Origin of the sequence: Pseudomonas sp. D2002, from assembly GCF_013385735.1 — a bacterium.
Classification (GTDB): Bacteria; Pseudomonadota; Gammaproteobacteria; order Pseudomonadales; family Pseudomonadaceae; genus Aquipseudomonas.
Window position 1 is genome coordinate 141945 of record NZ_JACAPL010000009.1, and the last position, 20943, is coordinate 162887.

19 protein-coding genes are annotated in these 20943 nt (G+C 61.2%); 9 read left to right on the forward strand and 10 right to left on the reverse strand.

Annotated elements, in window-relative coordinates; genetic code table 11:
* The first annotated feature begins 245 nt into the window (after positions 1 to 245).
* Positions 246 to 1979, forward strand: coding sequence for a DUF4153 domain-containing protein (locus HX783_RS18375; protein ID WP_177017829.1), 1734 nt, complete (start codon positions 246 to 248; stop codon positions 1977 to 1979).
* A 37-nt stretch (positions 1980 to 2016) separates the two neighbouring features.
* On the opposite strand, the gene HX783_RS18380 is transcribed toward HX783_RS18375, so the two are convergent.
* The gene (locus tag HX783_RS18380; RefSeq protein ID WP_003213799.1) at positions 2017 to 3213 is read right to left on the reverse strand and encodes a class I SAM-dependent rRNA methyltransferase; all 1197 of its coding nucleotides are present in this window, start codon (positions 3211 to 3213) and stop codon (positions 2017 to 2019) included.
* A 296-nt stretch (positions 3214 to 3509) separates the two neighbouring features.
* Between HX783_RS18380 and HX783_RS18385 the strand changes: the two genes are divergently transcribed.
* Together HX783_RS18385 and mutM are read left to right on the forward strand one after the other, a co-directional pair.
* Entirely contained in the window at positions 3510 to 4322 is an 813-nt protein-coding gene (locus HX783_RS18385; protein WP_177017971.1) for an HDOD domain-containing protein, read from the forward strand.
* 21 nt (positions 4323 to 4343) lie between these two features.
* Positions 4344 to 5156, forward strand: a complete 813-nt coding sequence (gene mutM, locus HX783_RS18390; protein ID WP_159960696.1) for a bifunctional DNA-formamidopyrimidine glycosylase/DNA-(apurinic or apyrimidinic site) lyase — start codon at positions 4344 to 4346, stop codon at positions 5154 to 5156.
* Positions 5157 to 5289: 133 nt separating this feature from the next.
* Here mutM and HX783_RS18395 read toward each other — a convergent pair whose 3' ends face one another.
* The 5 genes from HX783_RS18395 to HX783_RS18415 form a co-directional block, all read right to left on the reverse strand.
* Positions 5290 to 5541: a YfhL family 4Fe-4S dicluster ferredoxin gene (locus HX783_RS18395; protein WP_003213796.1), complete on the reverse strand. Its 252-nt coding sequence runs from the start codon at positions 5539 to 5541 to the stop codon at positions 5290 to 5292.
* A gap of 225 nt (positions 5542 to 5766) precedes the next feature.
* Positions 5767 to 6246, reverse strand: coding sequence for a pantetheine-phosphate adenylyltransferase (gene coaD / locus HX783_RS18400; protein ID WP_003176711.1), 480 nt, complete (start codon positions 6244 to 6246; stop codon positions 5767 to 5769).
* 114 nt (positions 6247 to 6360) lie between these two features.
* Positions 6361 to 7956, reverse strand: a complete 1596-nt coding sequence (locus HX783_RS18405) for a GMC family oxidoreductase (RefSeq protein ID WP_177017830.1) — start codon at positions 7954 to 7956, stop codon at positions 6361 to 6363.
* A 151-nt stretch (positions 7957 to 8107) separates the two neighbouring features.
* Positions 8108 to 8653, reverse strand: a complete 546-nt coding sequence (locus HX783_RS18410) for a twin-arginine translocation pathway signal protein (RefSeq protein ID WP_177017831.1) — start codon at positions 8651 to 8653, stop codon at positions 8108 to 8110.
* A 28-nt stretch (positions 8654 to 8681) separates the two neighbouring features.
* Positions 8682 to 10109 (reverse strand): coniferyl aldehyde dehydrogenase, encoded by a 1428-nt coding sequence (locus HX783_RS18415; protein ID WP_177017832.1) that lies wholly within the window; start codon positions 10107 to 10109, stop codon positions 8682 to 8684.
* A 146-nt stretch (positions 10110 to 10255) separates the two neighbouring features.
* Here HX783_RS18415 and HX783_RS18420 point away from each other — a divergent pair, with 146 nt between their 5' ends.
* Both HX783_RS18420 and HX783_RS18425 read left to right on the forward strand, forming a co-directional pair.
* Positions 10256 to 10927 carry a TetR/AcrR family transcriptional regulator gene (locus HX783_RS18420; protein WP_177017833.1) on the forward strand — a complete coding sequence of 224 codons (672 nt, stop codon included), beginning with the start codon at positions 10256 to 10258 and terminating at the stop codon, positions 10925 to 10927.
* A 33-nt stretch (positions 10928 to 10960) separates the two neighbouring features.
* The gene (locus tag HX783_RS18425; RefSeq protein ID WP_177017834.1) at positions 10961 to 11815 is read left to right on the forward strand and encodes a sulfurtransferase; all 855 of its coding nucleotides are present in this window, start codon (positions 10961 to 10963) and stop codon (positions 11813 to 11815) included.
* 121 nt (positions 11816 to 11936) lie between these two features.
* On the opposite strand, the gene HX783_RS18430 is transcribed toward HX783_RS18425, so the two are convergent.
* The 4 genes from HX783_RS18430 to HX783_RS18445 all read right to left on the reverse strand — a co-directional run bounded on the left by HX783_RS18430 (position 11937) and on the right by HX783_RS18445 (position 16491).
* Positions 11937 to 12932, reverse strand: coding sequence for a hydrolase (locus HX783_RS18430; RefSeq protein WP_177017835.1), 996 nt, complete (start codon positions 12930 to 12932; stop codon positions 11937 to 11939).
* 103 nt (positions 12933 to 13035) lie between these two features.
* Positions 13036 to 13653 (reverse strand): 16S rRNA (guanine(966)-N(2))-methyltransferase RsmD, encoded by a 618-nt coding sequence (gene rsmD / locus HX783_RS18435; protein ID WP_159960682.1) that lies wholly within the window; start codon positions 13651 to 13653, stop codon positions 13036 to 13038.
* Entirely contained in the window at positions 13653 to 15143 is a 1491-nt protein-coding gene (locus HX783_RS18440; RefSeq protein WP_177017836.1) for a pitrilysin family protein, read from the reverse strand. The genes rsmD and HX783_RS18440 overlap by 1 nt, the downstream gene beginning before the upstream one ends.
* A complete protein-coding gene (locus HX783_RS18445; protein WP_119737435.1) occupies positions 15136 to 16491 on the reverse strand; it encodes a pitrilysin family protein in 1356 nt (451 codons plus the stop codon). The genes HX783_RS18440 and HX783_RS18445 overlap by 8 nt, the downstream gene beginning before the upstream one ends.
* Before the next feature lie 338 nt (positions 16492 to 16829).
* Here HX783_RS18445 and ftsY point away from each other — a divergent pair, with 338 nt between their 5' ends.
* From ftsY to rpoH, 4 genes are all read left to right on the forward strand, one after another.
* Entirely contained in the window at positions 16830 to 18266 is a 1437-nt protein-coding gene (ftsY, locus tag HX783_RS18450; RefSeq protein WP_177017837.1) for a signal recognition particle-docking protein FtsY, read from the forward strand.
* Positions 18263 to 18934 carry a cell division ATP-binding protein FtsE gene (ftsE, locus tag HX783_RS18455; RefSeq protein ID WP_003213784.1) on the forward strand — a complete coding sequence of 224 codons (672 nt, stop codon included), beginning with the start codon at positions 18263 to 18265 and terminating at the stop codon, positions 18932 to 18934. Before ftsY ends, ftsE begins: the two co-directional genes overlap by 4 nt.
* A complete protein-coding gene (ftsX, locus tag HX783_RS18460) occupies positions 18931 to 19953 on the forward strand; it encodes a permease-like cell division protein FtsX (protein WP_159960676.1) in 1023 nt (340 codons plus the stop codon). Before ftsE ends, ftsX begins: the two co-directional genes overlap by 4 nt.
* Positions 19954 to 20082: 129 nt before the next feature.
* Positions 20083 to 20937, forward strand: a complete 855-nt coding sequence (rpoH, locus tag HX783_RS18465; protein WP_003176698.1) for an RNA polymerase sigma factor RpoH — start codon at positions 20083 to 20085, stop codon at positions 20935 to 20937.
* Positions 20938 to 20943 lie beyond the last annotated feature (6 nt).

Below are 20943 nucleotides of genomic sequence, written 5' to 3' on the forward strand. Positions count from 1 at the left end.
TATTGACGTCTGGAACACTCAGAAAATGGCCGCGTGTCCAAAAGTTGCCACTCGCGTCGCGGGATCGCCGCTTGCTTGGGCCTCGAGCTCATAAACCCGCCGGGGGATGACTGGCGATGAATAGGGTCGATTCTACACCGCTGGCGGCGGGAGGGAACGGGGGATGTGAAGGCGTATTACCCAAGGGCACGGGCTTTGTTTAGACTTGCGGCCCTTTGCCTTCACCCCACTCCAAAGGAATTGGAATGCCTGGCCTTAATCGTTTTCTTGGGTTTTACCTGCTGATCGGCCTGCTTCAGGGCGTGGTGTTTAATTACGCCGACCGGTTCTTCAATTCGAACCAGGCGCTGTTTACCGGCGTTATGGTCGTGGCCTTGGTGGGCGGGACCACGTTGCAGCTGCTGGGGGAAAAAGCCCGGCAATGGCGCGCTTTGCTGCCTACGCTGGCGTTTACGTTGCTGATGAGCGGCATGACGGCGTGGGTCTTTTACCGAGAAGAACACCTCCTGATTAGCCGACGGGAGGTGGACGCCTGGTGCCTCAGCCTGGTGCTGCTGAGCTACATCGGCGCCAGCTTTCTGTGCGCCTGGCCCGCCGCGAAGGGGCAGCGCTGGCGGTATGAGAACCTGTTTCAGCAAGCCTGGAACAGTGTGTTCATCGTGCTGTACGCCCTGATGCTCGTCGGTCTTTTCCTGTTGTTGCTCAAGCTCTGGAGCCGGCTGTTCCTGATGCTGGGCATCGAATTCTTTGAGCTCCACTTCTGGAGCCAGACGTTCATGTGTTTCAGCGTGCCGCTGGTGTTCGCGCTGGGCATGTACATGGCGGGGCGCAGTGAGAAGGTTATCGGACAGATGCGTGGCATGCTGTTTGGCGCCTGTGGGCTGTTGTTGCCGTTGATCGCCCTGATCAGTGTGCTGTTTACCCTGACGTTGCCCTTCACCGGGCTCGACCGGATTTGGGCGACGGGCTACTCCACGCCGATATTGCTGGTGTTGGCCGGCGCCCAACTGTTCTTGCTCAATGGCGTCTTTCAAGAGGGCGGGCAGCCTAGGCCATACCCCAAGTGGCTGATGCGCTTTGTTGAATTCAGCGTGGTGTGCCTGCCGATTCTCGCGGCGCTGGCGTTCTACTCCAGTTGGCTGCGCGTCGAGCAATATGCCTTGTCGCCACAACGTTTCATCGCGCTGGCGCTGGCTCTGCTGTGCAGTTTGTATGGCCTGGCGGCGGTGTGGGCGGTGGCCTTGCGTTCGCCGGCCTGGCTAAGCAACCTGCGCGTGACCAACCCGGTACTGGCGTTGCTGTTTTGCCTGCTGTTGGTGTTGGTCAACACGCCGGTACTCAACCCAATACGGCTCAGCGCCGACGATCAGGTGCGGCGCTTGCTCGATGGGCGCACTAACCCTGAAGCGTTTGATGCCCATTACCTGCGCTTCGGCTTGGGGAAGGCCGGCGAGCAGGCTTATGCCCAGTTGCAGATGGACGTGGATCAGGAGCGCATTCTGAACCCGGAATCGCGCCGCGCCCTGCGCGAGAGAATGGACGACACGTCGCTGAGTTTTGACGAGCAGTTGGCCAAGGAGCGGGCTCGAGCGCCCAAACCCGAGCTGGAATGGATCGGCCCCAAACCCAAAGGCAGCGAGCAGTTTGTGGATATGAGTGAGAGTGCAGACTCACCTTGCGAGTCGGGCTGTGTGTTGTGGGCGGTCGACCTCGACGGGGACGGCCAAAGCGAGGTGCTGGTGGTGCCCCTCACCAGTTTTCGCAACGAGTACAAGGTCCCGCGCATTTATGCCCTGGATGAAAAAGGCCAGTGGGACGATCGCGGCCCGCTGCTATGGACACAACTGCCCAGCGGTCACGTGGACACCGAGATGCTGATCCACGACATCCGCGAGGGCAACATATCGTTGGTCAAGCCGCGATACCGGCAGCTGCAGACCCGCGATATGTTGCTGACCCCCGTGATCCGGGAGCCTTAGCGGCGCCCGATCCCACATGTTGACCTGCGTTTACTGTTTAGCTATTGGGCAGCAACCGGCACGTAATGCTCTTGATGTAGCGCGTCTCGGCAATCGCCGGGTGCACCGGGTGATCCGGGCCCTGGCCGCCGCGTTCGAGCATCTGGATATTGCGGTCCAGGTGACGGGCGCTGGTCAGCAGGATGTTTTGCAGGTCGTCTTCCGGCAAGTGCATCGAGCACGAAGCGCTCACCAGGATGCCGTCCTTGCTGAGCAGGCGCATGGCTTGCTCGTTCAGGCGGCGGTAGGCGCCTTCGCCGTTTTTCATGTCTTTTTTACGTTTGATGAAGGCCGGTGGGTCGGCGACGATCACGTCGAAGCGTTCTTCGCTGGCTTTCAGTTCTTTCAGGGCTTCGAACACGTCGCCTTCGATGCAGGTCATCTTCTCGGCAACGCCGTTCAGCGCCGCGTTGCGCTCCACGCCGTCTAGGGCGAAGGCGGAGGCGTCGACGCAGAACACTTCACTGGCGCCAAAGGCCGCGGCTTGCACGCCCCAGCCGCCGATGTAGCTGTACAGGTCGAGCACGCGTTTGCCTTTGGCATACGGGGCCAGGCGCGCGCGGTTCATGCGGTGGTCGTAGAACCAGCCGGTCTTCTGGCCCTGGATCACCGGGGCTTCGAATTTCACGCCGTTTTCTTCCAGCGCGACCCATTCCGGCACCAGGCCGAATACGGTTTCGACGTAGCGGTTGAGGCCTTCGGCGTCACGTGCGGCGGAGTCGTTCTTGAACAGGATGCCGCTTGGTTTGAGCACTTGAGTCAGGGCGGCGATCACGTCTTCTTTGTGCGCTTCCATGGTCGCCGAAGCGATCTGCACCACCAGGATGTCGCCGAAACGGTCGACTACCAGGCCCGGCAGCAGGTCGGAATCGCCGTAGACCAGGCGGTAGAACGGCTTGTCGAACAGGCGATCACGCAGGGACAGCGCGACGTTGATGCGGTGCACCAGCAGCGACTTGTCCAGCGGCAACTTGATGTCGCGCGACAGCAGGCGTGCGCAGATCAAGTTGTTCGGGCTCATGGCCACGATGCCCAGGGTCTTGCCGCCGGCCGCTTCCAGGATAGCCTGGTCGCCTGCCTGGAAGCCGTGAAGTGGGGTGGCGGCCACGTCGATTTCGTTGCTGTAGACCCACAGGTGGCCGTTGCGCAAACGACGATCGGCGTTGGCTTTGAGACGCAGGCTTGGCAGGGACATGACGTCGCTCCGGAAAAAAGAGCGGGAGTATACCGTGTTGTGCATGAATTCGCGGCGCCGCCGGACATGTGGGAGCGGGCTTGCTCGCGAAAGCGGTGGATCAGCCCCTGTATTCGGTGACTGACACCGAGCTTTCGCGAGCAAGCCCGCTCCCACATTTGATCCGGTTTCAGTTCGGCATTTGGGTGTCGGTCAAGTCTTCATAAGGGTTAGAATCCCCGCCTAGCCCAGAGTGTGTACTTATGTCCCAAGAGCTTTCCGCCGAGCAGATCCAACAGGCCCTGCAAGGCATCAGCGTGCCGCCTCAACCGCAAATCATGGTGGATTTGCAGATGGAGCAGTACATGCCCGACCCGGACCTGGAAGTGATCGCGCGGCTGATCTCCCAGGACCCAGGCCTCTCCGGTGCCTTGCTGAAAATCGTCAACTCGCCGTATTACGGCCTGAGCAACAAGATTGCCTCGATCCAGCGCGCCGTGAACCTGCTGGGCAGCCGCTCGATCATCAACCTGATCAACGCGCAGTCGATTAAAGGCGAGATGAGCGACGACACCATCGTCACCCTCAACCGCTTCTGGGACACCGCCCAGGATGTGGCCATGACCTGCCTGACCCTGGCCAAGCGCACCGGTTCGCAAGCCGTCGACGAGGCCTACGCCTTGGGCTTGTTCCACGACTGCGGCGTGCCGTTGATGCTCAAGCGCTTCCCCAATTACATGACGGTGCTGGAACAGGCCTACGCCAACGCCGGCCCCGACTGCCGCGTGGTCGACACCGAAAACAACGCGTTCAACACCAACCATGCCGTGGTGGGCTATTACACGGCCAAATCCTGGCGCTTGCCGGAGCATGTGACCGACGCCATCGCCAACCACCACAACGCCCTGGCGATTTTCAGCGATGAATCGGCACGCAACCCACAGCTGAAAAACCTGCTGGCGATCCTGAAGATGGCCGAGCATATCTGCTCGTCCTATCGCGTGCTGGGCAACCAGACCGTGGACCATGAGTGGAATGCCATCGGCCATCTGGTGCTGGATTACGTGGGCCTGTCGGACTACGACTTTGAAAGCATGAAGTTGTCGATCCGCGAACTGGGCGCGCACTGACCCTTTCTTCACGAGGTACACATGCCCGAGTTACCAGAAGTCGAAACCACCCGGCGCGGGATTGCGCCGCACCTGGAAGGCCAGCGCGTCAGCCGTGTGGTCGTGCGTGAGCGGCGCCTGCGCTGGCCGATCCCGGAAGACCTCGATGTGCGCCTGTCCGGGCAGCGCATCGTGTTGGTGGAACGGCGAGCCAAGTACCTGTTGATCAATGCCGAAGTCGGCACGCTGATCAGCCACTTGGGCATGTCGGGTAATTTGCGTCTGGTGGAGGTCGGCCTGCCGGCGGCCAAGCATGAGCATGTAGACATCGAGCTGGAATCCGGCATGGCCCTGCGCTACACCGACCCACGGCGCTTCGGCGCGATGCTGTGGAGTCAGGACCCGCACAATCATGAGCTGCTGATTCGCCTGGGCCCGGAGCCGTTGACCGACCTGTTTGACGGTGAGCGGCTGTTTCAACTGTCCCGTGGCAAGTCGATGGCGGTGAAGCCGTTCATCATGGACAACGCGGTGGTGGTGGGCGTGGGCAATATCTATGCGACGGAAGCGTTATTCGCCGCCGGGATTGATCCGCGTCGGGCCGCTGGCGGTATTTCACGCGGGCGTTACCTGAAGCTGGCGATTGAGATCAAGCGTGTGTTGGCGGCGGCCATCGAGCGTGGCGGCACCACCTTGCGCGATTTTATCGGCGGTGATGGGCAGCCGGGGTATTTCCAGCAGGAGCTGTTCGTCTACGGGCGGGGCGGCGAGGCGTGCAAGGTGTGCGGCAGCGAGTTGCGCAATGTGGTGTTGGGGCAGCGGGCGAGTGTGTTTTGCCCTAAGTGCCAGAGCTGAGTGGTGTGTGATGGCTGATGCCGCCTTCGCGAGCAAGCCCGCTCCCACAGTTGACCGAGTTCCAAGATGAGAATGCGGTCGAATGTGGGAGCGGGCTTGCTCGCGAAGAGGCCTTGACAGGCACTAAAGAACCTCAGGCTTTACCGGTAATCAACCGGTACTTCTCCATCAACTGCTCTTCAGTCTCAGGATGAGCTTCATCCAGCGGAATGCAATCCACCGGGCACACTTGCTGGCACTGAGGCTCGTCGTAGTGGCCGACGCACTGGGTGCACAGGTTGGGGTCGATCACGTAGATCTCTTCGCCCTGGGAAATCGCAGCGTTCGGGCACTCGGGTTCGCAGACGTCGCAGTTGATGCAATCGTCGGTGATGATCAGGGACATGGAAACTCCTGCCAGGGCCGTCAGCCAGGGCATCTGAAAACTAATGCGCGCAATTGTGCCGCATTGGCGCCCGCAGTGCGAGCGTGTGGCAAGCCCGAATGTCGTTCGCAATCTCTGTGGCGAGGGAGCTTGCTCCCGCTGGGGCGCGAAGCGGCCCGCTCTGCTGGAAAAGATGGGGACTGCTGCGCAGTCCAGCGGGAGCAAGCTCCCTCGCCACAATGAGCCTTACTTCTTGAAGCGCAGCGTCAGCGCATCCGCGACAGCCGGGTGCACGAACTTGGTGATATCCCCGCCCAAAGCGGCGATTTCACGCACCAACGTCGAGGAAATGAACGAGTAACGCTCCGACGGCGTGAGGAACAGGCTTTCCACGTCCGGCGCCAGTTGGCGGTTCATGTTGGCCAGCTGGAATTCGTACTCGAAGTCCGACACTGCACGCAGGCCACGCAGGAACACATTGGCGTTCTGCTCTTTGGCAAAGTGCGCCAGCAAGGTCGAGAAACCTACCACTTCTACGTTGGGCAGGTGCTTGGTGACCTCACGCGCCAGCTCCACGCGCTGTTCCAGGGGAAACAGCGGGTTTTTCTTGGGGCTGGCAGCGACCGCGATGATCACATGGTCGAACAAGCGAGAGGCGCGTTCGACCAAATCGCCATGGCCTTTGGTAATCGGGTCGAAAGTACCTGGGTACAACACTCGGTTCATCGCGTCGTCCTGGCGGAGTCCGTTGGGGAACCGGATGGTATCGCAGCCATCCCGGTCGGCCAAGTCAACTTATGCATAAGAAAGCACTATAGACACCGCGAATAACCTGTTTTTTCACGCTGTTTTCAGACGTTCGGCCAAGGCTGTCGCCAGTTGCGCGGTTAACCCATACACCGACAATTGCGGGTTAGCCCCAATACTGGTGGGGAATAACGAGCCGTCGTGGATCGACAGATTGCGCAATTGGTGATGGCGACCCAGGCTGTCGGCCACCGCGTTTTTCGGGTCTTCGCCCATGGCACAACCGCCCATCACATGGGCGCTGCCCAGCGTGGTGCGGTGCAATTCCAGGCTCAAGCCGTCAATCAGGCTGCGCGCTTCGGCCAGGGTGTTCACGTAGCGCGCATCGTGGTGCAGCGGTTTGACCGACTTGGCGCCCGCCGCGAACTGGATCTCGGCCATGCTGTGGAAGGCGCGGCGCAGGCCATCCCACGCGTAGGGCGACACCTGATAATCCAGCACCGGCGTGCCGTCCCCGCGCAAATCCACGGTGCCGCCGGTGCTGTCGGGGTGGAAGCCGTCGCGCAGCAGCGCAAGCATGGCGTGGGTGTGGGGCAGTTGGCTCATGTCCAGCGCGTTCCCGGTGCCGTAGCCGCCGAACAAGGTGCTGGCCAATCCTGGGTGTAAGGGCGGTGCCTCCAGCTTGTAGGACATTTTGCCGGTGGTGCCGTCCTGCCACTGGAAGTGATCGGAGTAGATCGACTGCGGGGCGCCGTAGAACGGGTTGATCACCTCATCGAACTGCCCGGCGGAGAAGTTCACCAAGTGCAGGAACGTGCGCTTGCCCACGCGCGAATGCGGGTCGGGCGCGTCCGAGCGCAGCAACAGCGCCGGGCTGTTGATACCGCCGCCCGCCAGCACGTAATGCCGGGCCTTGACCGTAATCTTGCGCCCGGTGGGCGCCACGCAGCGTTCGTCCATCGCCACGCATTCCAGGCTGCTGATGGTATCGCCGCTGTATTTCAAGCGTTCGGCGCGAGCCAGGTACAGCAGCTCGCCGCCTTTTTCCAACGTGGACGGGATGGTGGTCACCAGCATCGATTGCTTGGCGTTGACCGGGCAGCCCATGCCGCAATAACCCAGGTTGAAGCAGCCGCGTACGTTGCGCGGGATAACGTGCCAGCTGTAACCGAGCTTTTCGCAGCCTTTGCGGATTACATCGTTATTGGCGTTCGGTGGGATGGCCCACGGCGCGATGCCCAGGCGCTGTTCCATCTTCTCGAACCACGGTGCCATCTCGGCGCTGCTGTGGCCTTTCACCGCGTATTCACTGGCCCAGTGGGAAAGCGTGGCGTCGGGCGTGCGAAAACTCGACGTCCAGTTGATCAACGTGGTGCCGCCCACGGCTCGACCTTGCAGGATGGTGATGGCGCCGTCCTTGCTCATGCGGCCGATGCCTTCCTGGTACAGGCTGGCGTAGGCCTCGTCCTCGAGCAGCTTGAAGTCACTGCTGGTCTTGAGCGGGCCTTCTTCGATCAGCAGCACTTTGTAGCCCGCAGCGCTGAGGATTTCGGCGGTGGTGCCGCCACCGGCACCGCTGCCGATGATCGCCACGTCGGCTTCCAGGGTCAGGTCGCTGTCGAGCGCGGCGCCATTGTGGGTTTTCCAGCCGCGGGCCAGGCCGTCGCGGAACAGATCGGGTACGGGCATAGGAGTGCACTCTTATTTTTCTGTACGAAGTTACAACCAATGTGGGAGCTGGCTTGCCTGCGATAGCGGTTTGCCTGCCGATCAATTCATCGCTGATGCACCGCCATCGCAGGCAAGCCAGCTCCCACATTTTCCAATCGGGTTGTCGGGGCTAGATCTTGGGCGGGCCGGGGTAGCCGCAATGGGCCCAGGACTGCGGCCGGAAGTACCAGGCCATGATCACCAGCTTGAGCAGCGAGCCCTGGCCCATGCGCAGCAGGTTCAGGTAACTGTTTTCCCAGCGGTGCAGGAAATTGCGGATCTGATCGCTGCTGGCGTTTTCCCAACTGCCCCATATGCCGGTCAACGGCCCGCGCGTAATCCCCATGCCGAGCACATCGAACAGTTGCTGGGTGAGCTTGAACATCTCCGGCGATAGGTGCTGCAGGCTGTAATCGAGCTTTTTCAGGGTGTCTTCAATGCCGGCGGCCACGTCCTGGGCGCTGGCCGCGCCTTCGAGCAGCACCGGGATCACCGCGCGCAGGAACGGCAAGTCACTGCTGCGCAGCATCGCAAAGCCGCTGGCCGGGGTGCTGCTGGAGCAGCCGCTGAGGCTGGCGCCCAACCCGGCAGTCGCCAGGAAGGCGCTGGCGCACAGGCCGATTTTGAGGACGCCGCGCCGCGACAATTCGGGTGTTTCAGTCAGGCTGGGGTTCATTGTTATTGTTATCCCGTGAGTGGCGGAATCAGCGAACAAACAACTTTTGAATCAACTTCTGGATCGATTTGCCATAGGGCGGGTAGATCAACTTCGCCGCGTTCAGGCGCTGTTTCACCAGCACGCCCTTGGCCTTGCTGAACGTGAGGAAGCCTTCGTGGCCGTGATAGTGGCCCATGCCCGAAGGGCCGATGCCGCCGAAGGGCATATCGTCCTGGGCCACGTGCAGCAGGGTGTCATTCAGGCACACGCCGCCGGAGTGGGTTTCGTGGAGTACGCGGTTTTGCTCGCTCTTGTTGTAGCCGAAGTAATACAGGGCCAGTGGGCGAGGGCGTTGGTTGATGTAGGCAAAGGCCTGATCGATGCCGCGATACGGCACTATCGGTAGCACCGGGCCGAAGATTTCGTCCTGCATCACGGTCATTTCATCGCTGACATTGAGCAGCAGGCTGTGGGCCATGCGCCGGGCCTGGCCTTGGTCGTACAGCGGAATCAGAGTGGCGCCTTTGTCGGTGGCGTCTTTGATGTAGGCATTCAGCCGGGCCTGTTGCCGCTCGTTAATGATGGCGGTGTAGTCCGGGTTGTCGGCCAGAGTCGGATAGAACCCGCGAACCGCCTTGCTGTAGGCCTCGACGAAGCCTTCAACGCGATCTTCGGGCACCAGCACGTAGTCCGGTGCCACGCAGGTTTGCCCGGCATTCAGGCATTTGCCGAAGGCGATGCGCTCGGCGGCGTCCTTGAGCGGTACGTCGGCGGAAACGATGGCCGGTGATTTGCCGCCCAGCTCCAGCGTTACCGGCGTGAGATGTTCGGCCGCCGCACGCATTACGTGCTTGCCGATGCTGGTGGCGCCGGTAAACAGCAAGTGATCGAAGCGCAACTTGGAAAACGCCATGCCCACTTCGGCTTCACCCAGCACGACGCACACCAGGTCTTCGGGGAAGATTTTCGCCAAGAGTGTCTTGAGCAATTCACCCGTGGCGGGCGTGGACTCGCTGAGCTTGAGCATCACCCGGTTGCCCGCCGCCAACGCACCGACCAACGGGCCAATAGCCAGATACAACGGGTAGTTCCACGGCACGATCACCCCGACCACGCCCAGTGGTTGATAGATGACTTTGGCCGACGCCGGCTGGAAGGCAATGCCTACGGCGCGACGGGAAGGTTTCATCCAGCCTTTGAGGTGTTTGCTGGCGTAGTGAATGCCATGCAGGCTGGGCATCAGTTCGGCGAACAGGGTTTCGTCTGCGCTGCGGTGGCTGAAGTCCTGGCTGATCGCGTTGATCAGGGCCTGGCGTTCGTCGCTGAGCACATCGCGCAAGGCCTTGAGCCATTGCTGGCGCTGCGCCGCCGGTGGCATCGGGTTGGCGGCATAGGCGCGGCGTTGGGCGTCGAACAGGTCCTGGAGGTGGTCCAGCGCCTGGGAATCTTGCAGGTAAGCAATGGTGGCAGACATGGCGCAGTTCCCAATTGTTATAGGTCTGCCTGGATTTTTAGAGTCATTGCTCTAAATTGTCAAATGTCATTGCAGCAACATGCGGTTTTATCCAAACAATGATAGGCCGTAAGATGCCCCATCACGTGTATAGAAGCTGATCCCCTATGGCACCACGAGTAAAGACCAGCGAGCGCATTGTGCAAACCAGCCTGGAGCTTTTTAACCAGCAGGGCGAGCGCAGTGTCAGCACCAACCATATTGCCGCCCATATGGAAATTTCCCCGGGCAACCTGTACTACCACTTCCCCAATAAGCAGGCGATCATCGCCGTGCTGTTTCGCGAATATGAAGCGCTGGTGGACACTTTCCTGCGCCCGCCCCAAGGCCGCGCAGTCACCGTCGAAGACAAACGCTTCTACCTGCAGGCCGTACTGGCCGGCATGTGGCGCTACCGCTTCCTGCACCGCGACCTCGAACACCTGCTGGAAAGCGACCCGGAGTTGGCCACTGGCTACCGGCGTTTTTCCCAGCGCTGCCTGACCCAGGGCAACGCCATTTACCAAGGGTTTGTCGACGCGGGCATTCTCACGATGGACCCGGTGCAAACCGAAGCCCTGACGCTCAATGCCTGGATCATCCTCACCTCGTGGGTGCGTTTCCTGTGCACCACCAATGAAAACTCCACCCACTTGAGCGCCGAGGCGATCAAGCGCGGGGTGTATCAGGTGCTGGTGCTGGAGGCAGGGTTTGTCACGCCGCAGGCGAAAGAGGCGGTGGATGCCCTGTTCAAAGAGTTTTACGTGCCGTTGAACCAGGCACTGGAAGAAGTGAAGTAGGGCCTTTCCCGAATCTGTTTACAGGAGTCCGTCATGCCGCTTGCCCAACTGATCAGCCCCCAGCAACTCGCCGAGCGCCAGAAGGCCGGCAGGCTGGTGATCCTGGATTGCCGCTTTGCCCTCGAAGACCCGGACTACGGGCTTTGCAGCTATGCCGAAGGGCATATCGAAGGCGCGCAGTACGCTGACCTGGAACGCCATCTCAGCGGCCCGGTGACCAAAGGCATGACTGGCCGACACCCATTGCCTGATGCGGACACGTTCATTGCGCAGCTGCGAGCCTGGGGCATCAATGCCGACACCGACATCGTGCTGTATGACGACGGCCCCGGCGCCTATGCCGCCCGCGCGTGGTGGTTGCTGGCCTGGCTGGGCAAACGTGATGGCGTGTTTATTCTGGACGGTGGCCTCAAGGCCTGGCACGCCGCCGGTTTCCCGCTGAGCCTGGACGCGCCATTGGTTGAGCCGGGGACGTTTGCCGGTTCGCCGGACAATCACTTGGTGCTGGACGCCGAACATCTGCAAAAACGCCTGGGCGAACCGGGCATGACCTTGATCGACGCTCGCGCCCAGCCGCGTTTCCGGGGTGACGTGGAGCCCATCGACCCGATTGCCGGGCATATTCCCGGCGCGCAATGTGCGGCGTTTAACGAAAACCTCGGCAGTGATGGCCGCTTCCTGCCGGCTGAGCAGCTCAAACAGCGTTTCGCCGCGCAGTTGCAAGCCCGTTCGCCGGATGAGCTGGTGGCGTATTGCGGTTCGGGGGTGACGGCGTGCCATAACCTGTTCGCCCTGAGCCTGGCGGGTTACCCGTTGGGCAAGCTGTATGCGGGGTCGTGGAGTGAGTGGATTACTGATCCGGCGCGGCAAATCGCAACCGGCGACTAAGCCGCCAGGCCTGCAAACCCAATCAAAATGTGGGAGCGGGCTTGCTCGCGAATGCAGAGTGTCAGTCGATAGATTTGTGACTGATACACCGCCTTCGCGAGCAAGCCCGCTCCCACATTTTTTAACCGTGTTGTGTCAGTAGCCACTCTGGAATACGGCGTTCCAGATAGTAACTGGGGCGCCTGAGAGAACCATCGACAAACCCCACATGCCCACCCTTGGCCAGCAGCTCAAACTCGGTGCAGTCCGACAGTTCGCTGGCCTCCGGCAGGCTGTGGGCGAACACAAACGGGTCATCGGCGGCGTGGATGATCAGCGTGGGTGTGCGAATGTCACCCAAGTAATACCGGCTCGACGCACGACGGTAATAGTCCTCGGCGCTGAGGAAACCGTGTAGCGGCGCCGTCACCCGCCCGTCGAAATCCCAGAACGTGCGCATCTTCTCCAGAGAACCCAGTGACTCCAGGGTTTTCAGCCCGTCCGCACGACCGTCCAGCAAAAAGCGGCTTTGCTTGACGCGGATATACGCCAGCATCTCGCGCATGAAGTGCTTTTGATAAACCCGCGAAAACCCCAGGCCGATGCGGTCGGCACATTGGTCCAGCCGGAACGGCACCGACACCGCCGCTGCGCCTTGCAGCCCCGAGGCCGCGCCGGTTTCCCCCAAGTGCTTGAGCAGCACGTTGCCGCCCAGCGAATAACCCACGGCATACAACGGCGCCAACGGCCGCTTGGCACGCAGATGGGCAATCGCCGCCGCCAGGTCTTCGCTGGCGCCCGAGTGGTAACTGCGCGCCAGCAGGTTCGGTTCGCCCGAGCAGCCGCGCCAGTTCAAGGCTGCGCTGGCCCAGCCTTGAGCGGCGAGGGCTTTTTGCAGGCCGGCCACGTAGGGGGAATTCGAAGAGCCCGTCAATCCGTGCAGCACCAGCACCAGCGGCGCTTGCGCGTCATGGGGGCCGTGCCAGTCAAGGTCGAGGAAGTCACCGTCGTCCAGCCACAGGCGTTCGCGTTGGCGTTCGATATGGGTGGTGGGGCGCCACAATGGCCCCCACAGTGTTTGCAAGTGGGGGTTGCCGAGGCCGAAGGCGGGTTTGAAGAGGTCTGAGTCAGGTGTCATGGGAATCTCTGTGGCGAACGACTCTGTGTGGTGAGCGCGCTGTTGTGGCGAGCGGGCTTGCCACAGCAAGTCCTGTCACCACAACAAGCTCACTCACTACAGATCAGGCAACGCCTTCGACCAACCGATGCCACAGCGCGTAATACACCCGCCCGGACTTCTGCTCCCGGTGCAAACGCCAGGCGCCCGGCAGGCCGAGGGTCGACGGCGCGGTCTCGCTTTCAGTGTAGATCCAGGCATCCGGTGCCAGCCATTGGCGGTCTTCCAGCAATGCACACACGGTCGGCAACAGGTTCTGGTTGAACGGCGGATCGAGAAACACCACGTCGTATTCGGTGGCTGCCTGGGTTTCCAGATAGCGCAGCGCATCGGCAGTTTGAACCTGGCCGGTGGTGCAACGCAGTGTGCCAAGGTGTTCCTTGAGGCTGGACACCGCCACGTTGCTGGCATCCAGCGCCTGGCCCTGGGCCGCGCCACGGGACAGCGCCTCCAGGAACAGCGCGCCGCTGCCGGCGAACGGGTCCAGTACCTTGGCCCCGCCGATGTAAGGCGCGAGCCAGTTGAACAGGGTTTCACGCACGCGGTCCGGCGTCGGGCGCAGGCCTACGACGTCGGGGAAGCTCAGCTTGCGGCTGCCCCATTCACCGCCAATGATGCGCAGTTGGCCCACACCGTTATGCACGTTGTGGACGGGTTTTTTCGGGCGAGATGAACTGGCCATTAATGCTCCGGAACCCCGAGCGGCTGCTCGGCAGGTTTATCAGTGGGGGGCGGTAGTGGCTTTTGCGCAATCGTCGGGCCGGCGGTCACGATGACCATCTTGTCGGCGCTCAAGTGTTTGTTCATTGCAGTCTTGACCTGCTCTACGGTAAGGGCCTGGGATTGTTTCATGAAATCTTCCAGATAGCTCAGCGGCAGGTTGTAGAAACCCATGGCGCCCAGCTGCCCGACGATATCGGCGTTGCTCGCGGTGGACAGCGGGAAGCTGCCGGCCAGCTCACGCTTGGCGTCGTCCAGCTCCTTTTGCGTCGGGCCGGTCTTGAGGTAGTCGGCCAGCACATCTTCAACCAGGCGCAAGGTGCCGCCACTCATTTCGGCGCGGGTTTGCAGGTTGATCATGAACGGGCCGCGTACCTGCATCGGCGAGAAGCCGGAATACACGCCGTAGGTCAGGCCGCGCTTTTCACGTACTTCGCTCATCAAACGGGTGCCGAAGCCACCGCCGCCGAGGATCTGGTTACCCAGTGACAAGGCTGCGTAGTCGGGGTCGGCACGGTCGATACCCAATTGGGCGAACAGCAAGTGCGTCTGCTTGGACGGGAACTCGATATGGCTCAGGCCGGCTTTCGGTTCGGTGGGCTGGGCGATTTTCGCCAGTGCCGGGCCTTTGGGCAGCGATGCCGACACCTTGGCGGTCATGGCCTCGGCCTCGGCGCGCGTCAGGTCGCCGACCACGGCAATCACCGCGTTGCCTGCGGCATACGCCTTGGCGTGGAACGCCTGCAGCTGCGCGAGGGTAATCTTCGGTACGCTTTCAGGCGTGCCTTCGCTCGGGTGAGCGTAAGGGTGGTCGCCGTACAGGCGCTTGAACAGCTCAAGGCTGGCCAGCTTGGCCGGGTTCTGCTTCTGGTACTCGAAGCCGGCGAGGATCTGGTTCTTGATCCGCGCCAGGGAGTCGGCCGGGAAGGTCGGCTTGCCGATCACGTCGTCAAACAGCGCCAAGGCCGCGTCGCGTTTATCGCTGTCGCTCAGGCCGCGCAGGGACACCAGCGCCATGTCGCGGTAAGCGCCATTGCCGAAGTCGGCGCCCAGGCCTTCAAAGCCGCTGGCGATCTGGCTGACATCCTTGCCCGGCACGCCTTCGTTGAGCATGGCATTGGTCAGCAGTGCCACGCCGGGCGTGTTGCCGTCCTGGCTGCTGCCGGCGGCGAACAGGATGCGCATGTCGAACATTGGCAATTCATGGGCTTCGACGAACAGCACCTTGGCGCCTTCGGTGGTAGTCCAGGTTTGCACGTCGAGCTTGCGGTTGGTCGGCGCCTTGCCGTCCAGCTCTGCCAGGGATTGCAGCTTGTTGGCCGATTCAGCTTTATCCAACGCCTGGCTGGCGACAGATTCGCTCGGGCGCAGCAAGTACACGGCACTGGCGGCGATCAGGGTAACGACGACCAGGCCAGGGAAGATCAGGCGGCTGCTTTTACGATCACTCATGAGCGGTCTCCTCAGGCAAAACATGGGCGACGCTCAAACGTTCGCGGGTGAAATAAGTACGTGCGGCCTTCTGGATATCTTCCGGGGTCACGCTTTGCAAGTCGGCCAGTTCGGTGTCCATCAGTTTCCAGGACAGCCCGACGGTTTCCAGGGAACCGATGGCCGTGGCCTGGCTAGTGATGGAATCACGCTGGTAGACCACGCCGGCAATCACCTGGGCGCGGATGCGCTCCAGTTCTTCGGTAGTGGGCGGCTTGGCCTTCAACTCATCGAGCAGGCGCCACAGCCCGGCTTCGGCTTGGGCAATGGTCTTTTTCTTCTGCTGATTCGGTGTGGCCGTCAGGGTGAACAGGCTGTCACCACGGGTGTAGGCGTCGTAGCTGGTGGAGGCGGCGGAAACCAGCTCTTCACCGCGTTCCAATTGCTCCGAAATACGCGCGCTGTAGCCGCCATCGAGCAGCGCCGAGAGCAGGCGCAAGGCCTGTACCGAGCGTTTGTCTTCGGCGGTGGCCAGGCCGGGCACGTTGAAGCCAAGGATCACGCTTGGCAGTTGGGTTTGCACGTGCATGGTCAGCAGGCGCTCGCCCGGCTCGGCGAGTTCCAGCGGGATCTTCGCTGGCGGTACGTCACGCTTGGGGATCGGGCCGAAGTAGCGCTGGGCGAGGTTTTTCACCTCGTCCGGGGTGACGTCGCCGACTACCACCAGGGTGGCGTTGTTCGGCACGTACCAGGATTGATACCAGTGGCGCAGCTCTTCGACTTTCATGCGCTCAAGGTCGGCCATCCAGCCGATGGTCGGCGTGTGGTAGCCGCTGGCCGGGTAGGCCATCGCCTTGAAGCGCTCGTAGGCCTTGGACATCGGGTTGTCGTCGGTGCGCAGGCGGCGCTCTTCTTTGATCACCTCGATCTCGCGGCTGAACTCGTCGGCCGGCAGGCGCAGGCTGGCCATGCGGTCGGCTTCCAGCTCAAAGGCGACGCCCAGGCGGTCACGTGCGAGCACTTGGTAATAGGCGGTGTAGTCATCGCTGGTGAACGCATTTTCTTCGGCGCCCAGGTCGCGCAGGATCAGCGAGGCTTCGCCGGGGCCGACCTTGGCGCTGCCCTTGAACATCATGTGTTCCAGGGCGTGGGACAAACCGGTCTGGCCCGGGGTTTCGTAGCTCGAACCCACCTTGTACCAGACCTGGGAAACCACCACCGGCGCGCGATGGTCTTCGCGCACGACCACTTTAAGGCCGTTATCCAGGGTGAATTCGTGGGTGGGTTGTGGGTCGGCAGCCAAAGCTGAAAGGGGCAGACAAACTGTGCTGAGCAGCAGGCCTGCAGCGCGGCGGGCTAGAGCATTCATTCGTTTTTAAACCTGTTGGGCTGCCCGCTTGGTCTTAGCGTCGGCGGGCGAGGAGGTGCTAGGATACTGATCCGATTTGGACACGGCCACTGCGGCGGTCATCTTGTTCCGGATCCAGTCGTAGGAATGTGGCAGTACAGGGTGGTTTTCCCCGACAATCTTCCACTTTTCGCCGATGTTATCGCTTCAGTCCTTTATTGAAACGATTTGTTGAGGCCTTTATTTACGCCTTACAAAATGTTGCGCATGAACAAGCGAGCGTTAAAGCAGTCTGTTCTGCATCGAATTTATTTACCGAGGCGCCCTGGCGCATCGCTACTTTGAGATAGCCGTCCTCCATGTTTGGTTCCAACGACGACAAGAAGAGCCCAGCTGCGGCTGGCGAGAAAAAAGGCCTGTTCGGATGGCTGCGCAAAAAGCCGCAGGAAACCGTCGTCGAACAGCCGCAGGTTCAGCCTGAACCTATCCCCGAGCCAATTGTAGAAGCCGAGCCGGTTGCTGAAACCCCGGCGCCGGTGATTTTGCCGATGGCTGAACCGGTGTTGCAGCCGGTGGCTGAGGTCGAGCCGGAACCTGAGCCCGAGCAAACGCCATGGCTCGAGCTGCCGGTGGCAGAGGAGCCCGTGGCACTGGTTGAAGATGTGCAGGCCGAGCACGTGGTGCCGCCGATTCCGGTCGTGGTTGAGCCCGTGGCCGTTGTGGTTGAAGCCCCGCCCGTCATCGAAACGCCTGCTCCGGTGGTTGTCGAGCCAACGCCAACGCCTGCGCCAGTCGTAGTTGCCGCTCCCGTCGTGATCGAGCCGCCTGTCGTGCAAGAGCCTGTTGCTGCGCCGGCTGAAACCAGCAAAACCGGCTTCTTCGCCCGCCTCAAGCAAGGCCTGAGCAAAACCAGCGCCAGCATCGGCGAAGGCATGGCCAGCCTGTTCCTGGGCAAGAAAGTCATCGATGACGAATTGCTGGAAGACATCGAAACCCGTCTGCTGACCGCTGATGTGGGCGTTGAAGCCACCGCCGTCATCATTCAGAGCCTGACCCAAAAGGTCGCGCGCAAGCAGCTGACCGATGCGGACGCTCTCTACAAGTCCCTGCAGGCCGAGCTGGCTGCCATGCTCAAGCCCGTCGAGGCGCCGCTGGTAATCACGCCGAAAAAACCGTTCGTGATCCTGGTTGTTGGCGTCAACGGCGCCGGTAAAACCACCACAATCGGCAAGCTGGCGAAAAAGCTGCAGTCGGAAGGCAAAAAAGTCATGCTCGCCGCTGGCGATACCTTCCGCGCGGCTGCCGTGGAGCAGTTGCAGGTCTGGGGTGAGCGTAACAAGATCCCGGTCATCGCCCAGCACACCGGTGCTGACTCCGCCTCGGTGATCTTCGATGCCGTGCAAGCCGCCAAGGCACGTAACATCGACGTGCTGATCGCCGATACCGCCGGTCGCCTGCACACCAAAGACAATTTGATGGAAGAGCTGAAGAAAGTCCGCCGCGTGATCGGCAAGCTCGACGCAGACGCGCCGCACGAAGTCTTGCTGGTGCTCGACGCCGGCACCGGCCAGAACGCCATCAGCCAGGCCAAACAATTCAACCAGACGGTGCAACTCACCGGCCTGGCATTGACTAAGCTCGACGGCACGGCCAAGGGCGGCGTGATCTTTGCCCTGGCCAAACAGTTCGGGTTGCCGATTCGTTATATCGGCGTCGGTGAAGGCATCGACGACCTGCGCACCTTTGAAGCCGAACCCTTTGTACAGGCACTCTTTGCCGAGCGGGAGCGTTCATGATTCGATTCGAACAGGTCGGTAAACGCTACGCCAACGGGCATGTGGGCTTGCATGAGCTGAGCTTTCGAGTGCGTCGCGGCGAATTCTTGTTCGTGACCGGTCACTCGGGCGCGGGCAAAAGTACCTTGTTGCGGCTGCTGCTGGCCATGGAGCGCCCGACCACCGGCAAGTTGCTGTTGGCGGGGCAGGATTTGGCCACTATCAGCAATGCACAGATTCCGTTCCTGCGCCGCCAGATCGGCGTGGTGTTCCAGAACCACCAGTTGCTGTTCGATCGCACGGTGTTCAACAACATTGCCTTGCCGTTGCAGATCCTTGGGCTGTCCAAGGCTGAGATCGTCAAGCGTGTGGATTCGGCCCTGGAGCGTGTGGCGCTGTCGGATAAAACCGATCTGTACCCCGGCGACCTGTCCACCGGCCAGCAACAGCGCGTCGGTATTGCCCGCGCCATCGTCCACCGCCCGGCCTTGCTGCTGGCGGACGAACCTACCGGTAACCTCGACCCGCGTTTGGCGGCCGAGATCATGGGCGTGTTCGAAGACATCAACCGCCTGGGCACCAGCGTGCTGATCGCCAGTCACGACCTGGCGCTGATCGCACGCATGCGCCATCGCATGCTGACGCTGCAACGCGGCCGCCTGATCGGTGACGGGGAGGCTGGCGTATGAGTGCAACACGCAGCCCTAAAGTCTCCGAGCGTGTGGCGCCGAAAGCCGCCGACCCGCAACCGCAGAAGAAAAAACGCGACGAAGACGACGGCCCGGACTTCGGCACGCTGCTGCGCGCCTGGATCGAAAGCCATCGCGCCAGCCTGCTCGACAGCCTGCGCCGCCTGGGCAAGCAGCCGGTCGGCAGCTTTTTCACCTGCCTGGTGATGGCTGTAGCGCTGAGCCTGCCGATGGGTTTGTCGCTGCTGCTTAATAATGTCGAGCGCCTGGGCGGTTCCTGGCAGCGCGCGGCACAGATTTCCCTGTACCTGAACCTCGACGCCAGCGCCAAAGACGGCGAAAACTTGCGCGATGACATCAAGAACCTGCCAGGCGTGGCGGATGCCGAGTACATCAGCCGCGATCAGGCGCTTGAGGAGTTCCAGCAGCAATCCGGCCTGGGTGAGGCGCTCAAGGAGCTGCCGCAGAACCCGCTGCCGGGCGTGGTGCTGGTGACGCCGAACGAAGTCGACAAGGCCGCCCTTGAGGCCCTGCGACAAAAACTCGCAGAGATGCCCAAGGTGCAACAGGCGCAGCTTGATCTAGTCTGGGTAGAGCGCCTGGCGGCGATTCTCAAGCTGGGCGACCGCTTTGTGTTCGGTCTGACGGTGTTGTTGGTGTCTGCATTACTTTTGGTGATAGGTAATACCATTCGTCTTCATATTGAAAACCGTCGCACCGAGATAGAAGTGATTAAACTGGTCGGCGGCACAGACAGCTATGTGCGTCGTCCCTTTCTGTACATGGGCGCGCTTTATGGCTTCGGTGCCGGGATTTTGTCCTGGGGCGTGCTGGCGTTTGGCCTGGACTGGCTGAACGACGCGGTGGTTGGGCTTGCCGGCTTGTACGGCAGTGATTTCGCCTTGGCTGGCGTGCCGGTTGCCGATGGTCTGTCACTCTTGCTTGGCGCGGTCTTGTTGGGGTATATCGGTGCTTGGATTGCGGTCGCACGGCATTTACGTGAGCTGGCGCCCAAGTAGTTAATGTCAGGGTAATGTGGTTTCGTTTGTATTGACCGTATCAGTGGTTTAGGGAACTTGTCCTACGGTTCCCGGTCAATTTTCGCAGTGCTGAACTGCACGAGTTATGTGAGTCGGAGGTTTTTTCGTATGACCACTTCTTTGCAACCTGCTTATGCCTTGGTCCCGGGTGCGAACCTGGAAGCCTATGTGCACACGGTTAACAGCATTCCATTGCTGACGCCCGAGCAGGAGCGTGAACTGGCCGAGAGTCTCTACTATGAGCAGGATTTGGGGGCGGCTCGGCAGATGGTGCTCGCCCACCTGCGTTTTGTCGTACATATCGCCCGTAGCTATAGCGGCTACGGTCTGGCCCAGGCCGACCTGATTCAGGAAGGCAATGTTGGCCTGATGAAGGCTGTAAAGCGCTTCAACCCGGAAATGGGTGTGCGCCTGGTGTCGTTTGCTGTGCACTGGATCAAGGCGGAAATTCACGAGTTCATCCTGCGCAACTGGCGCATTGTGAAAGTCGCGACCACCAAGGCTCAGCGCAAGCTGTTCTTCAACCTGCGCAGCCAAAAGAAACGCCTGGCGTGGCTGAACAACGAGGAAGTCCACCGCGTGGCTGAAAGCCTCGGGGTGGAGCCGCGTGAAGTGCGCGAGATGGAAAGCCGCCTGACCGGCCATGACATGGCCTTCGACCCGGCCGCTGAAGCGGACGACGACAGCGCCTTCCAATCGCCGGCCAACTACCTGGAAGACCACCGGTACGACCCGGCGCGTCAACTGGAAGACGCCGACTGGAGCGACAACTCCAATCACAACCTGCACGAAGCGCTGGAAGTTTTGGACGACCGTAGCCGTGACATCCTCTACCAGCGCTGGCTGGCAGAAGAAAAAGCCACGCTGCACGACCTCGCGCAAAAGTACAACGTGTCGGCCGAGCGGATTCGTCAGCTTGAGAAAAGCGCGATGAACAAGCTGAAGTTGTCGATCGCGGCCTAAAGCGCA